Origin of the sequence: Arthrobacter sp. 9E16 (genome assembly GCF_002929435.1) — a bacterium.
Classification (GTDB): domain Bacteria; phylum Actinomycetota; class Actinomycetes; order Actinomycetales; family Micrococcaceae; genus Arthrobacter_B; species Arthrobacter_B sunyaminii.
This window is the reverse complement of sequence record NZ_PJIU01000001.1, coordinates 559101-573961: the sequence shown is the minus strand read 5'-3', so window position 1 is coordinate 573961 and position 14861 is coordinate 559101. Positions and strand designations below refer to the sequence as shown.

The window sequence follows — 14861 nt, the reverse complement described above, 5'->3', positions numbered from 1 at the left end:
GCCCGGTGGAACGCCTGTGTCACTTACTTGGTGGCGACGTAGGCGGTTACCTCGGCCGACACGCGGATTTCCGCGAGGGTGGGGGCTTCCCACTTCTGCAGATCGTTGTTAGCAGTCATATTCTGGTTTCCTTTCTCCTTATTGATGGGCAGGAATCAAAGGGGCCGGGCGGTTCCGCTGCTCCGTTTGCGGCCATGGTTTCGTCATTGGTCTCCCACTGGACACGGTAGCCCCGCTCAAGGCTGAGAACGAGGGGCAACCGCCCGATCCCGGGACCACGCCGCTCAGTGGAGTGAACAGACCACTTATTCCGAATCCGCATCACACCAAGACGCATGGCCCTGCGAGGTTTTCAGAGCTGGTGCACTTCACAGTTGCAGTACATGTTTCGGCACGTGTAGCACGCGGGCATCATCTTGCAGCGCGGACACCGGGTGCAATTGACCGGTTCCAGGTGCCGGTCCGCGTCCTCCGGAGTGTAAGCCTCACCGCACTGGTAGCACGGCGGACGCTTGCTGTCGTTTCTCCGGCCGCTGACATCGGTGTCCGGCATCAGAACCGCGCCCCGTCCGCATCGACGCAGCGTATCTCCAGATGTCCCATTTCTAATCCTTCAATCTGGTGGGGGACAGCGACAGCGAAGTTCGCGCCGGCCTTTCCTGCGTCGCTGTGGCAGCGCGCTTGGCGCGGCTCACCTTCGCGCGGGGAATCAACGGTCCGTTGTGCGGCCGCAGCGGGTCGTTGGCTGCCTCCACTGCCGCCTCGACAATTCCGTGATCGGGAGACAGATGGCAGACGGGGTCAGTCCGGGCAGCGTCACCGGTGAGCGCAAAGGCCTGGCAGCGGCAGCCGCCGAAGTCGATTTCCTTCCGGTCACAGCTTCGGCACGGATCCGGCATCCAATCGGTCCCGCGGTACTGCTGAAACAGTGGTGCCTCATTCCAGATCCATTGGAGTGAGTGCTCGCGCACTGTGGCAGGGGGAAGGCCGAGGCCGCGGGCCACCTCATGGGCTGCCGGGCATGGCAGCGCCTCGCCGTTGGGCACCACGGTAAATTGCCGGCTGGCCCAGCCGTCCATGCAGGGCTTGGGAAACATGCTGTAGTAGTCGGGCATGACATAGATGATCTCCATCCGATCCCCGATCCGCTCCCGGGCCGCCCGCACCACCGCCTCCGCACCCTCCAACTGGTTCCTGGTGGGCAGCAGCTCGGCCTGGTTGGGTCCTGCCCAGCCGGCATACTGCGTGTTCGCCAGTTCCACCCGGTCGGCTTGCATCGCCTCCGCCATATCGAGGATGCCCCCGATCCTGTCGATGTTCTGCCGGTGCAACACAACGTTCAGGGTGAGCGGCCAGCCCAGTGACTTGATGAGCCCTGCGGCTACCTGCTTGCGTTCGAACGAGGTAGTCACTGCTATCTGATCGGACAGGGCTTGGTCATCGGCTTGGATGCTGAGCTGCACGTGGTCGAGGCCCGCCTTGCGGAGTTGCTCGGCACGAAGCGTGGACAGCCCGAGCCCGCTGGTAATCAGGTTTGTGTACAGGCCCAGCTGGTTGGCATGCTGCACCAGATCGACGATGTCGCGGCGCTGCAGCGGTTCACCGCCCGAAAGATGCAGCTGGAGCACGCCCAGGCCGGCGGCCTCGGTGAATACTCTTTTCCACTCCTCGGTACTCAGCTCGTCACGATAATCATCGAGCTGAAGGGGGTTGGAGCAGTAGGAACACTGCAGCGGGCAGGAATACGTGAGTTCTGCGAGCAGTCCGTAAGGGTTATCCATGGTCTACCTCCATGCCGTGCTTGGTGACGAGGTCGGCCACGAAGCGTTGAACGTCGCCTTCAGCGACTTGGTCGAACTGGCCGCGCAATTCGACGGCGATTTCCGCGATAGTCCGTTTGGCATCGCACAACTCGACGATGGCGGCTCCGGTGGCGTTGATGACCCAAATCAATTCCGGTGACAATAACGCGTGTTCCCCGCGTGCGGCATTGAAAACCATCCGTACGTGCGGCGCCAACCGCGGCCGGGCATTCAGGTCAGCGATTTCCATAGGCCTGTTCCATTGCGTCCAGCATGCTCCAGAGCACATCGCATTTGAAGGACAGCGCCGCCACCGCTGCTGCCTGCGTTTCCGGTGTGGTGCAGTGCTTCCTGACGATCTCAAGACCGTGTTGTGAATCGCGGGGGGCCTGGGTGAGGCGGGACCGGAAGTAGGCCAGGCCCTCCGGTGCAATCCAGGTGTAGTCGCGTTCGAATGCCGCGATCCGCTCGGCCATCAGATCGGGTGCGAACAATTCGGTGAGGGAGGATGCCACCGCCTCCACCCAGGGCCGGGTGCGGGTGAAGGTGACGTAGGCATCCACGGCAAACCGCACGCCCGGGAGCAGATGCCGTGAATCCTCCACTTCCTCGCGGGTCAGGCCGACTGCCTCACTCAAACGCAGCCAGGACTCGATTCCTCCGGTTCCTTCAGTGACGCCGTCGTGGTCGATGATCCGCTGGACCCAGCGGCGCCGGACATCACTGTCCGGGCAGCTGCTGAGGATCGCCCCGTCCTTCCGGGGAATGTTGACCTGGTAATAGAAGCGGTTGGCCACCCACCCCCGGATCTCCTCACGGCTGGACTGGCCATCGTTCATCCGACGGTGGAACGGATGCTCGCTGTGGTACTGCTTGGCGTGTGAGCGGAGCGTTTCCTCGAGTTCATCGGGGGTGAGTACTGCCGTCATCATTGCTCCTTAGATTTCCAGTTCCAAGCCGTCTACGGCGACCTCGAGGCCACGCCTGTCCAGGGACAGGCGTTCGGGGGAGTCGTCGATCAAGATGGGATTGGTGTTGTTGATGTGGATGTAGATCTTGCGGTCGACGGGCAGGGGTGCAAGCAGCTCGAGACTGCCGTCCGGTCCGTCTATGGGCATGTGTCCCATGTCGCGCGATGTCTTGCTGGCAAGGCCGAGGCCGGGCATCTCATCATCGCGCCAGCAGGTGCCGTCAACCAGCAGTGCGGAGGAGCCCGCCAGCTCCTCAAGGACGTCCGGTGTGATCTGCTGCACGCCGGGGAGATAGACCAGGCTTCGCTGACTGGCGGTATCGGTGATGCGGTAGCCCACCACCCGGCCTTTCTCCGCGGCCCCGGGGAACCGCATCCGTTTGGTCGTGGGGACATCGAAGGCGCGGTAGGACAGTCCTTCGCCCAGCATCATCTCGGTGCCCGGCATCACCGGTCGCCAGGTGACGGGACAGTAACCTTCGAGCGTCCGCAGTATCCCGGTGCCGGTGGTGAGAGTCTCATACACCGACTCGGTTGCGTGTATCTCGAGCCCGCGGCCTTCCCGCATCAGGAGCAGGCCGAGTGTGTGGTCAAGCTCGGCGTCGGTGAGCAGGACGGACTGCATCCGGGTCACACTGCCGTCTGCGGGGTGCAGGGCCCCGAAGGCTTCTATTTGGAACTGGATATCGGGCGAGGCGTTAATCAGGAACCATTGTTGCCGGCCGGCGCTTACCGCAATGGACGATTGGCTGCGCGGGACGCAGGGCCGTGAGCCGTCTCGTACTGCCCGGCATCGGGGACAGTCGCAGTTCCATTGCGGGAATCCTCCGCCGGCGGCTGATCCGAGTACTCGTGCCCACATCGTTGATGGCATCCTTTTCGCTGGTGGCAGGCGGGCCGCCGGACCGTGTCGCCCGGCGGCCCGCCTGATGTGAATTACTTCGTGGCGACGTAGGCGGTGACCTCGGCCGACACGCGGATTTCCGCGAGGGTGGGGGCTTCCCACTTCTGCAGATCGTTATTAGCGGTCATGTTTGTTTTTCCTTTCTGTTCCTAAAGGGCGGGGATCAGTTCTTGATGGGCGGGGATCAGTCGGGCAGGGCGAACGCGATCAACGCGCTGCCGTGGCCGGCGCCGAGCATTCCGGGGATGATGCCTTCAAGCCATCCACCCCAACCGACGGGGACAACGACGTACTGTTTGCCGTCGACTTTGTAGGTCGAGGAGCTGCCGTGGTGGCCGCTGCCGCACTGGAATTCCCACAACTTCTCACCGGTCCGGGCATCCAGGGCGACGAACTCACCGGTCGGGGTGCCTGCGAAGACCAGGTCCCCTGCGGTGGCCAGAACCGAGGCGGCCATGGGGTAGTCGATGCGCCAGCGCCACTTTTCCTCGCCGTGGGTGTCGAACGCGCTGACCGAGCCGGCCATGTCGTCGATGTCCACGGCAACGCCGGCACCCCAGTACGGCATGCTTTCCTTGAACTCCCGGCGACGCCGGGTTGCGGTGGCACCCACGTCGGCGACCGGCACGTAGAACATCTCGGTCTTCGGGCTGTATGCCGCGTGGGTCCATTCCTTCGCGCCTGCCGGGCCGGGGTAGAAGTGAACGGGAACACCCTCTTTGTCCGGGTACTTCCGGGGTGTGACCTTTCCGTCCGGGGTAATGACACCCCAGTCGATGCGGTCCACGAAGGGGGTGACGTTCTGCAGTTCACCGTTGGTACGGTCCAGGACGAAGAAGTAACCGTTCTTGTCGAAATGCCCGAGCAGCTTCTTGCCGTCGCGCTCGAACAGGGTCATTTCCATCGTGGAGTCGTAATCCCACAGATCGTGCGGAGTGAACTGGTAGTGCCACTTGATCTGACCTGAGTCGACGTCCAGTGCAACGACGCTGTCGGTGTAAAGGTTGTCTCCCTCGCGGACTTCGCCGTCGAAATCGGGGGCAGGGTTTCCAGTGCCCGCGTAGTACAGGTTCGTCTCCGGGTCATACGTTCCGGTGACCCAGTGGTTTGCCCCGCCGCGCTGCCAGGCCTCACCGTCAGCGGGCCAGGTTTCCGAACCCGGCTCGCCGGGCTTGGGCACGGTGTAGGTGCGCCAGCGCTGCTCGCCGGTTTCCAGATCCCACGCATCGATATGGCCGCGCACGCCAAACTCGCCGCCGGCGCTTCCGGTGATGAGCAGGTCCTTAATGACTGTCGGAGCCAGCGATGCGCTTTCACCGGCACGCACGTCACCAATGGTCTTCTGCCACACCTTCTGGCCGTTGGCAGCATCCAACGCCACCAGCTGGGCGTTCGGGGTCACGAAGTACACTTTTCCGTTTGCCACTGCGCAACCCCGGTTGACGTTGCCGCAGCACAGCGAAACGTCATAGGGCACCGCATGCTTGTAGCGCCAGAGTTCCTTGCCCGTCACCGCATCCAGACACCAGAACCAGCCGTCCCATCCGGTGACGTACATGACGCCGTCCACGATCAGCGGGCAGGTCTCGAAAGCGTAGGTCGAGGCGCCGGCAATCTGTCCCGACTGCCCGGCCTGGAAGATCCAGGCCGGGGTGAGCTGCTTTACGGTCTCCGTGTTGATCTGGTCCAGCAGGCTGTACCGCTGCCCGTCATAGGCGCCGTAGTAAGTGATCCAGTTATGCGACTCCGCACGTGATCTCAGCAAACGCTCGTAGTCAATGTTGTCCGTAACCGCCGGTGCAACACCGGGTACGGCGCTGAGGGCACCGTGGCTGATTGCCTCACCGGCGTCCAAATACTCAATAGTCATTGGTTCAGTTCCTTCCTATGGTCGGGGCTGGTCGGGACGGTCGAGGCGGGCTTCCGGGGGCACTTCGCCCCGCACCACGATGGCGGCGGTCAGGCCGCGGCCCTCATCGTTTCCTCCTGGTGAGCTGTACCAGTAGTAGCCCGGCCCATCCAGGGTCAGGGTTGCCCGGCCCCTGGAATGGTTCACCAGCCACAGAAACTTCTGGTCACCGTTACTGGGCAGCAGGCACGAATGCGTGTTTGTGTCATCGTTGATGACCGTCAGGTCAAGTTCGCCGCCGTGCGGAAGCACCAGAATTGCCGGTTCCCAGCAGATCTCGTCTTCGTTGATCCGAATGGTGGCTTCCATCGTGCCGTCCGGGCGTTCGGTTGCCTCGGCGATGGAACCGGTGGCCAAAATCCGGCCCATGGTTCCTTTGTTCTGTACGTCCAGACCGAGCCTGGACAACATCGCGGATCGTTCTTCGGTGATGTTTTCTTCAGTAATCTCCACAGGACTTCACCTCCTCGTGAAAAGACACATCTGAACTCCGGCAGTGCAGGCATGTTCAGAGTGCACTCGCTCAGACGAGCCAGTTGGGAGTAACCGTATGCCCGCCAAACCCGGACAACGAGGGACAACCGCCCGATCCCCGGACTACGCCGCTCAGGGGGCTGAACGCACCGCTCAACACCGAATCCGCCGTCTGATGCAACGCAAGGGCCCGCATTTTCCCCTGCGTGCACGCGCGATGCTGCCCGGGGGAGGGGGTGAAGACGAGAAGGACCTGCGCGTTACCAGATGCTGACGCGTTGCTCCGGATCCAGCCACATGCCGTCGGAGGCGGTGACCTTGAATGCTTCATGGAAAGCGTCGAGGTTGCGGGCTATGGCGTTTGTGCGGAACTCGTTGGGAGAGTGGGGATCCGTCGCCAGTCTCCGGATTGCTTCCTCGGAACGGATTACCTGGCGCCATACGGCTGCCCATGACATGAAGAACCGCTGCTGTCCCGTGACGCCGTCAATCACCTCCGGTTCGGCTCCGCCCAAGCTGAGGAGGTAGGCCTTATAAGCGATCGCCAGACCACCGAGGTCGCCGATGTTCTCGCCCAGGGTCAGCTTTCCGTTCACCTTGTGGCCTGGTGCGGCATACGGAGAGAGCGCGTCGTACTGCGCCACCAGCTTGGCCGTCAAAGCTTCAAACGCGGCCCGGTCCTCGTCAGTCCACCAATTCCGGAGCGCGCCGCTGCCATCGAACTGTGAACCCTGGTCATCGAATCCGTGGCCGATTTCGTGGCCGATCACCGCTCCGATTCCTCCGTAATTGACGGCGTCGTCTGCTTCCGCGTTGAAGAAGGGCGGCTGGAGGATGGCGGCGGGAAAGACGATCTCGTTGAGCGTCCGGTGGTAGTAGGCGTTCACCGTCTGCGGTGTTAGGCGCCATTTGGTGAGGTCAACCGGTTTGCCGATCTCGTCCAGATGCCGGTCGACGTCCGCGTTGTGGGCCCGCTCGATATTGCCCAGAAGATCATGCGGATCGATCTCAATGTCCGAGTAGTCGATCCATTTTTCCGGGAACCCCACCTTGGAACGGAAGGCCTTCAGCTTCATCAGTGCTTCAGCCTTCGTTTCTTCGCCCATCCACTCCAGGGAGGAGATGCTGTCCCGGTAGGCCTCGGTCAAGTTGGCAACGAGGGACTCCATCCGGGCTTTGTGGCCGGCGGGGAAGTGCCGCTCCACGTAGATCCGGCCCACTGCCTCGCCCAGGTTCGCTTCGACGACGGCCACCCCGCGCTTCCACCGTTCCTTGTTTTGGGGTGTCCCGCTGAGAGTGGTGCCGTAGAAGTCAAAATGTGCCTCCACAAATTCAGAGGACAGGTAGGGGGCGGCCGAGCTAAGTGCCCGCAGCGTCAGCCATTCCTTCCAAGTGCCCAGATGCTCGGACTCCAGCAAGCCGGCGGCACCGGCGAAGAAGTCCGGAGTGCTGACAATAACCTCATCCCGTTTGGCCGGTTCCACCCGGGCGGCTTCAAACCACGTGTCCAGCAGCGGAAAGAGAGCAGCGGCTTCAGCGGCTGTCTTGAGGTTGTAGGTCTTGTGGGCATCCTGCAAGGTGACCCGGTCCCAGTGATACGAGGCCAGGGCCCTTTCGAGTTCGACGACGCGGGACGCCGCGGCTTGGGCATCAGGGATGTCAGCGAGGGTGAACAACCTGGCAACGTAGTCGCCGTAGGCCGCTGCGACAGGGGCAAACTTGTCCTGGCGGTAATAGGACTCATCCGGCAGCCCCAGGCCACCCTGCCCGAGATGGAGGATGACCCGTTCCGGGTTGCCCGCGTCCGGGTCGGGGTAGATGGAAAAGAGACCGTGGACGTTGGAGCGGAACAGCCGGCCAAGCAGGCCCGCGAACTCTTCGATTGAGCGCACGCCGCGGATTTGTTCCAGACGTTCCTGCAGGGGTTTCAACCCCAGCTGGTCGGCTGCAGCGACGTCCATGAAGCTGGAGTAAAGGCCGCCGATTTGCTGCTCGACGCCGGATGCGGACTCTCCTTTGGCGGCGGCTTCTTCGATAATCGCCTTGACTGCCAGTTCAGCTCCGTCACGCAGGGCGGTAAACGTGCCCTCCAGCGGCCTGTCATCAGGGATTACGGTGCTGTTGAGCCACGCGCCGTTGACATGCTGGTAGAGGTCGTCCTGGGGACGGACGCTGTTGTCAGCACTGGAAAAATCGATCCCCGACTGCGGCATTGGTGGCTCCTCGTGTGGACACTGCAGCGGGCACTCTTAAGGTTGCGGCGTCTACGTGATGGTGGTTTGCACTTTGAATACCTGCACCGTACTAGATAACGCGGAGAAGTTTTGTGTCCCGCACCTCAGGGCGCTCCGAGGCCGAGACGGCGAACATTCAGTGCCAGGAACAGATGTACCCGGTCCGCGGTGACGGCGGGGTCGTAGCCGGTCAGTTCGGTAATCTGCCCCAGGCGGTAGCGCACGGTGTTTCGGTGCAGTCCCAGCTCATCCGCCACGGCAGCCACGGATCCGTTCAGGGCCAGGTAATGATCCAGGGTCTCCAGCAGGTTTGCGTCGTGGGCGGCGTCAAAGTCCGTCACCGGGTCCAGCGCTTCGGCGGCGAGATCGGCCAGCGGAACGTCGGTGCCGGACATCAGCAGTGAGGTGAGGCTCAGCCGAACCGGTTCGTTGAGGCTCTGGCCCCGCTGGAGGGCTTCCTTGGCCTCGAAATAGCTCCAGCGCAGCCCGGCATGGTCCGCGTAGGAACCGCCGATGCCGATCTTCGCGGTGAGCCCGCTGCCGTAGAGGTAGTCGGAAAGGATCCGGGCGAGTTCGGGGCGGGAACCCTGCGGAACCACGACAACCAGCCGGTCGTCGACGACGGCGGTGGCAGCGCCGTCGAACTCCGCGGGCAGCGGAAGGGACGGCAGCGAGCGCACCTGGCCGGAAGCGGCTTCCACCAGGAAAGTCACGTTGCGCCCCGTCATGGAGATGCCGGCCCCCTGCAGGCGCATCGAGGCGTCGGTGCCGGTCAGCCGACCCGCGACGACGTCGGCCAGCAGCTGACCGGTCACGGCGCGCTCGCGGGTGCGCCGGCGGGCCTGGTTGCTTAGTTCGACGCTGATCAGGCTTTGGGCGTAGGCCACAATGTCCGACCGGAGATAGGGTTCAGCGATCATCAGGGTGCACCGGTCCCGGAGGCCGGTGGCGATGGGAACTCGCCGGCGCGGCCCGGACTCGGCGCGGGCACCGGTGGTGAACAGCCGCGCACCGTACTGGTACAGGGCAACCGGGCTGTCCAGCAGCCCGGAGAGTTCCTGCAGCAATCCGGGCAGGCCTTTCCCGCCCAGCAGTGCTGCCGCCAGGGACTGGTGTGCAGCGAGCAGATCGCGAAGCTGAGTGACGTGATCAGCCGCCAATGCGTCCGCCACCATCTTGCCAAGGGCCACGAACGGGGTCTCGTAGGGAACTTCGAAGACGGACAGGCCGCGCTGGTCCGCCGCTTCGAGAAGGGCAGCCGGCACCTTTGCGTGGCTGAGTCCGGTGCCAAAACCAATAGCCAGCGCTCCGGCCCGGTGCACGCTGTCCACGAAACTGCGCTGCACGGCTCCGCTGCGTTGCCGCAGCCCCGTCGTCAATACGACCTCTCCGCCGCCCAGGAAGGGAAACGGATCTTCAAGTTCGGTCACCGCAACCCACTGGAGGGGCGCGGGTGTGAGCTCGGCAGTGCCGCATTTGCGCAGGTTGAGACCGGGAGCGGCGAGGAGATCGGACAGTTGGATTGGCATGCAGCAACTATACGGGCGGGCTTTGGTCGCCTGCACAGACCAAGACGGTGACCGTTGTAGTTTTGTCCCTATGGAACGAAGTCTTCACCGCATAGGTTGAGAGGAAAGTCCGGGGCAACGGAGTCCGGGCTTACCTCCACCCGAAAGGACAGTGCGAGCCATGGCCCAGACGCTGCAGAACTTCATCAACGGAGAGTTTGTCCCGGCACAGGGAACCGAACAGCTGGAAATCATCAACCCGGTCAACGGCGAAGTGGTTGCCTCGTCTCCGGTGTCCAATCAGGCCGACGTCGACGCCGCCATGGAGGCCGCCGCGGCCGCCTTCAAGACCTGGAAGCGGACCACTCCGTCCGAACGCCAGCTCATGCTCCTTCGTCTGGCCGACGCACTGGAAGCCAATGCCGATGAACTGGTGGACGCCCAACACCGCAACACCGGACAGGTGCGGTCGGTCATTGCCGCGGAGGAAGTGGCCGTGGGAGCGGACCAGCTGCGCTTCTTTGCCGGTGCTGCCCGTCTGCTGGAGGGCAAGGCAGCGGGGGAGTACATGGAGGATCACACCTCATTCATCCGCCGAGAGCCTATCGGCGTCGTCGCCCAGGTTGCCCCCTGGAACTACCCGCTGCTGATGGCCGTCTGGAAGATCGGCCCGGCGCTCGCCGCGGGGAACACCGTAGTGCTCAAGCCCTCCGACACCACGCCCGAATCCACACTCGTTCTGGCCCGCCTCGCCGGGGAGATTTTCCCTCCCGGCGTCCTGAACGTGGTCCTGGGCACCGGAGAAACCGGTGCCGCAATGGTGGAGCACCCCGTGCCGGGCCTGGTGTCCATCACCGGTTCGGTCCGCGCCGGCATCGCGGTGGCTTCCGGCGCCGCCAAAACACTCAAGCGTGCGCACCTGGAACTCGGCGGCAAGGCGCCGGCTGTGGTGTTCGCTGACGCGGACCTGCAGAAGACTGCCCGGGCCGTGGCCGAGTTCTCCTTCTTTAATGCAGGCCAGGACTGCACCGCCATCACCCGCGTACTCGTGGAGGACTCTGTCCAGGACGAGTTTGTGGCCGCCCTGGTGGAACACACCAAAACCCTGCAGACCGGGCACGAGGATTCCGAGGAGAACTACTTCGGACCGCTGAACAACATCAACCACTTCAACGCGGTCAATGCCGTCATCGACGCCCTGCCGGAGCACTGCAGCATTGTCACCGGCGGCAAGCGTGCCGGTGCCAAGGGGTTCTTTTTTGAACCGACGGTCATCACCGGCGCCCGCCAGGATGATGACATCGTCCAGAAGGAAACCTTCGGCCCCGTCATCACGGTGCAGAGTTTCCGCACCGAGGAAGAGGCGGTGGAAATGGCCAACGACGTCGAATACGCCCTGGCATCCAGCGTCTGGACCACCAACCACGGCCGGGCCATGCGGCTGGCCCGCGACCTTGACTTCGGCGCCGTCTGGATCAATACGCACATCCTGCTGACGGCCGAAATGCCCCACGGCGGGTTCAAGAGCTCCGGCTACGGCAAAGACCTCTCCATGTACGGCGTAGAGGACTACACGCGGATCAAGCACGTCATGACCGCGCTGGACGCCTAGGCTTCACTCCCGCTGCCGCAACGCAGCACCTACCTCCCCGCAACACCGTTTGAAAGGCACACCCCATGAGCACCCAAGCCCTCTCACCCGCCTACCGGCTGGAGCAGAAGCGCAGCATCAACGGGACCTTCCCGGGTCCCAGGTCCACCGAGCTGAACGCCCGCCGGGCAGCGGTGGTTGCCAAGGGCGTGGCCTCGTCCGTTCCGGTGTATGTCTCCGACGCCGACGGCGGCATCGTCCGTGATGTGGACGGCAACTCCTTCATTGACCTGGGTTCCGGCATTGCCGTGACCAGCGTCGGTGCGTCGGATCCCGCCGTCGTCGACGCGGTGAAGCAGCAGGTGGAGCATTTCACTCACACCTGCTTCATGGTGACCCCCTACGAGGGTTACATTGCGCTGGCCGAAAAGCTGCACGAAGTGACCCCCGGGGACCATGAGAAGCGAACCGTGCTCTTCAACTCCGGCGCCGAGGCCGTGGAGAACGCCATCAAGATTGCCCGGTCCGCCACCGGCCGGGACGCCGTCGTCGCCTTTGACCACGCCTACCACGGCCGCACGAACCTCACCATGGCGCTGACCGCCAAGGCCATGCCGTACAAAACCGGCTTCGGGCCGTTTGCCTCGGAGATCTACCGGATGCCCATGAGCTACCCGTTCCGCGAGGAAAATGCGGAGCTCACCGGTGCCGAGGCAGCCGATCGGGTCATCCTGGCCATCGAAAAGCAGATTGGCGCGGACCAAACGGCAGCCATCCTGATCGAGCCGATTCAGGGCGAGGGCGGTTTCATTGTTCCGGCGGAAGGTTTCCTGCCGCGGCTGGCCGAGTGGGCCAAGTCCAAGGGAATTGTCTTCATCGCGGACGAGGTCCAGTCCGGCTTCTGCCGTACCGGCGAATGGTTCGCCGTGCAGCATGAGGGCGTCATTCCGGACATCATGACCATGGCCAAGGGAATTGCCGGCGGCATGCCGCTCTCGGCCGTCACCGGCCGCGCCGAACTGCTCGACGCCGTCCACGCCGGCGGTCTGGGCGGCACCTACGGCGGCAACCCCGTCGCGTGCGCTGCGGCCTTGGCAGCAATCGAGACTATGGAAGCCTTCGATCTTTCCGGGCGCGCCCGCCGGATCGAGGAGCTGGCGGTTCCGCGGCTGCAGCAGCTCGCTGAAGACACCGGCGTTATCGGCGAGGTCCGCGGCCGCGGTGCCATGCTGGCGCTGGAATTCGTCAAGCCCGGCACCAAAACCCCTGATGCTGACATCACCAAAGCCATCGCCGCGGCGTGTCTGGCTGAAGGCGTCATCATCCTCACCTGCGGCACCTACGGCAACGTGGTGCGCCTGCTGCCGCCGCTGGTGATTGGGGAAGAGCTGCTGTCGGACGCCCTCGACGTGTTGGAAGCGGCGGTGCGCGCACAGCTTTAGCTGCTGGGCCTACATGCCCTCACGGTGCTGGAGATGCGCCGGACTCTGCGAAGAGCCCGGCGCATCTTTTTGCGTCCCGGGCCACCCTCCGGCAAGCCCGGTTCTGACAGCCGTTACAGGGTTCAGCGTGTCCTATTTGTTATTGGTGTTACTGATGTTATTAGAGGGCCTGTTGTCTATTGGTGGTGCCTGCGGTAAATTCACATCGTTGCCCCGTGACGTTTTTACCGGGCACCGCAGTCTTCTGGGGAGTCTGCGCACGGCCGGCACCGGTGTTTCACCGGGTCCCGAGGCATAAGGATGCACTTTGCGCTTTAAGAAACTTGTGGGCGTCTTCACGGCGCTCGCCATCGCACTCATGACGGCGTTGATCTCGATCCCGTCCGCAGCGGCAAGCTCCGCGGACGCTCAGTTCGCCAACCGCCTGTACGTCTTGATTAATGATTACCGGGCACAGCATGCGCTGGCCCCGCTGCGCTGGAATGACCAGATGTCTGCCGAGTCGCAGTCCTGGACACAGCAGTCGGCCGACCAGGCCAACATCTACGGAGCCGGCGTCTTCCAGCACAGCCCGGGATCCTATGCGTTCCCCGAGAACATCGTCTGGAACATGAGCGCCGACCAGGCTTTTAGCTGGTGGGTCAATTCGCCGGCGCACCGCGCCAACATGCTCCGTGCCGCTGACACGGATATTGGAATCGGAGCAGTCCAGCTGACTGCCGGTCCGAACCAGGGCGCCTACCTCGCCACTGCGAAGTTCGGCCAGTACGCGGTCTCGCCGCAGGACGAAGCAGCAGCCCGTGAGGCCGCCGCGCGCGCCGCCGAGGAAAAGGCAGCTGCTGAAGCTGCTGCCCGCGCTGCTGCCGAAGAGGCAGCGGCACAGGAGGCCGCCGCCCGCGCCGCCGAGGAAAAGGCCGCCGCTGAAGCTGCTGCCCGCGCTGCCGCCGAAGAGGCTGCCGCCAACGCCGCCCGCGAGGCCGAGGCTGCCAAGGCAGCTGCGGAAGCCGCCGCCAAGGCTGCGGCCGAAGAAGCCGCTGCCAAGAAGGCCGCCGAAGAAGCGGCAGCTGCTAAGCCTGACACCGCCCCGGTGGAGGACAAGGCCGCTGAAGAGACCGCTGCTCAGAAGGCTGCTGAAGAGGCCTCTGTCAAGAAGGCCGCTGAAGAAGCCGCCGCTCAGAAGGCCGCCGAGGAAGCTGCTGCTGCAAATAAGGCCGCCGAGGAAGCCGCTGCTGCAAATAAGGCCGCGCAGGAGGCCGCCGCTCAGAAGGCTGCTGAGGACGCCGCTGCTCAGAAGGCTGCTGAAGAGCAGGCCGCCGCTGACGAGGCCCTTGCCCAGGAAGCCGCAGCTGCCGAGGCCGCCGCACAGGAAGCTGCCGCCCAGGAAGCAGCTAATGAGGCCGCAGCTAAGGAAGCAGCCCAGACGGCTGCCGCAGCGCAAGCTGCTGCGGAAGAAGAAGCACGCCGTGCAGCCGAGCAGGCCAAGGCCAAGGCTGCGGCCGGGGTCGCCACTGTTGAACAGGTGACGCTGGGGCAGGACACGCTCCTCACCGAAGCCGCGCGGGGAACGGTCACCGCTGCTGCATCCGGCAGCCAGCTGCGCATCTCGGGCCTGAACGGCGGAACCGCCTACGAAGTGGTGCTGCCGTCCGCAGGCGTCAATCTGGGTGAGGTTACTGCAGACACCCAGGGATCACTGGCTGTGGCTGTTCCGGCCGTTCTGGCAGCAGGTGAGCACAAGGTGGCTCTGTTCCGGAACGGAGCCCTTGCAGGCTGGACAACCTTCACGGTTGAGCAGGCTGTCACCGTCCTGGCAGCGCAGCCGGTTCCGGCTGCAGCTGACGGGACAGCGGAGCTGGCCGCAACCGGCCTGAATGCCGCGCAGCTGGCCATCGGCGGGATCGGCGCCCTGATGGCGCTGACCGGTGGTGCCGCCCTGGTGGCACTCCAGCGCCAGCGCGCAGCTTCGGTCCGCTAAACGCTTCACGCAGACCAAAACAGCCCCCGCCGTCCTTTCGGACAGCGGGGGC

General features: G+C 63.9%; 13 protein-coding genes. 3 read left to right on the top strand and 10 right to left on the bottom strand.

Going from position 1 to position 14861, the window contains the following annotated elements; genetic code table 11:
- Window positions 1-23: 23 nt before the first annotated feature.
- The 10 genes from pqqA (CXR00_RS02685) to CXR00_RS02635 form a co-directional block, all read right to left on the bottom strand.
- On the bottom strand, window positions 24-119 hold the full coding sequence (pqqA, locus tag CXR00_RS02685; protein ID WP_104052918.1) for a pyrroloquinoline quinone precursor peptide PqqA: 96 nt from the start codon (window positions 117-119) through the stop codon (window positions 24-26).
- Window positions 120-605: 486 nt separating this feature from the next.
- Window positions 606-1781 carry a pyrroloquinoline quinone biosynthesis protein PqqE gene (gene pqqE / locus CXR00_RS02675; RefSeq protein ID WP_104052926.1) on the bottom strand — a complete coding sequence of 392 codons (1176 nt, stop codon included), beginning with the start codon at window positions 1779-1781 and terminating at the stop codon, window positions 606-608.
- Window positions 1774-2052 carry a pyrroloquinoline quinone biosynthesis peptide chaperone PqqD gene (gene pqqD / locus CXR00_RS02670; RefSeq protein ID WP_104052924.1) on the bottom strand — a complete coding sequence of 93 codons (279 nt, stop codon included), beginning with the start codon at window positions 2050-2052 and terminating at the stop codon, window positions 1774-1776. Before pqqD ends, pqqE begins: the two co-directional genes overlap by 8 nt.
- On the bottom strand, window positions 2039-2731 hold the full coding sequence (gene pqqC / locus CXR00_RS02665; protein WP_181032456.1) for a pyrroloquinoline-quinone synthase PqqC: 693 nt from the start codon (window positions 2729-2731) through the stop codon (window positions 2039-2041). The genes pqqD and pqqC overlap by 14 nt, the downstream gene beginning before the upstream one ends.
- A 9-nt stretch (window positions 2732-2740) precedes the next feature.
- Window positions 2741-3634 carry a pyrroloquinoline quinone biosynthesis protein PqqB gene (gene pqqB / locus CXR00_RS02660; RefSeq protein WP_104052920.1) on the bottom strand — a complete coding sequence of 298 codons (894 nt, stop codon included), beginning with the start codon at window positions 3632-3634 and terminating at the stop codon, window positions 2741-2743.
- A 74-nt stretch (window positions 3635-3708) separates the two neighbouring features.
- The gene (gene pqqA, locus CXR00_RS02655; RefSeq protein ID WP_104052918.1) at window positions 3709-3804 is read right to left on the bottom strand and encodes a pyrroloquinoline quinone precursor peptide PqqA; all 96 of its coding nucleotides are present in this window, start codon (window positions 3802-3804) and stop codon (window positions 3709-3711) included.
- Between the two features lie 56 nt (window positions 3805-3860).
- Window positions 3861-5546 carry a PQQ-dependent dehydrogenase, methanol/ethanol family gene (locus CXR00_RS02650; protein WP_104052916.1) on the bottom strand — a complete coding sequence of 562 codons (1686 nt, stop codon included), beginning with the start codon at window positions 5544-5546 and terminating at the stop codon, window positions 3861-3863.
- A 15-nt stretch (window positions 5547-5561) separates the two neighbouring features.
- On the bottom strand, window positions 5562-6038 hold the full coding sequence (locus CXR00_RS02645; protein ID WP_207347831.1) for an MSMEG_3727 family PQQ-associated protein: 477 nt from the start codon (window positions 6036-6038) through the stop codon (window positions 5562-5564).
- Window positions 6039-6319: 281 nt separating this feature from the next.
- Window positions 6320-8272 carry a M13 family metallopeptidase gene (locus CXR00_RS02640; protein WP_104052914.1) on the bottom strand — a complete coding sequence of 651 codons (1953 nt, stop codon included), beginning with the start codon at window positions 8270-8272 and terminating at the stop codon, window positions 6320-6322.
- A 125-nt stretch (window positions 8273-8397) separates the two neighbouring features.
- Window positions 8398-9822 carry a PucR family transcriptional regulator gene (locus CXR00_RS02635; RefSeq protein WP_104052912.1) on the bottom strand — a complete coding sequence of 475 codons (1425 nt, stop codon included), beginning with the start codon at window positions 9820-9822 and terminating at the stop codon, window positions 8398-8400.
- A 160-nt stretch (window positions 9823-9982) separates the two neighbouring features.
- On the opposite strand from CXR00_RS02635, the gene CXR00_RS02630 reads away from it, so the two are divergent.
- From CXR00_RS02630 to CXR00_RS02620, 3 genes are all read left to right on the top strand, one after another.
- Window positions 9983-11413, top strand: coding sequence for a gamma-aminobutyraldehyde dehydrogenase (locus CXR00_RS02630; RefSeq protein WP_104052910.1), 1431 nt, complete (start codon window positions 9983-9985; stop codon window positions 11411-11413).
- A gap of 65 nt (window positions 11414-11478) precedes the next feature.
- Complete coding sequence (gene gabT / locus CXR00_RS02625) at window positions 11479-12834, top strand: 4-aminobutyrate--2-oxoglutarate transaminase (protein ID WP_104052908.1); 1356 nt, start codon at window positions 11479-11481, stop codon at window positions 12832-12834.
- 307 nt (window positions 12835-13141) lie between these two features.
- Entirely contained in the window at window positions 13142-14809 is a 1668-nt protein-coding gene (locus CXR00_RS02620) for a CAP domain-containing protein (protein WP_104052907.1), read from the top strand.
- The last annotated feature ends 52 nt before the right edge of the window (window positions 14810-14861 follow it).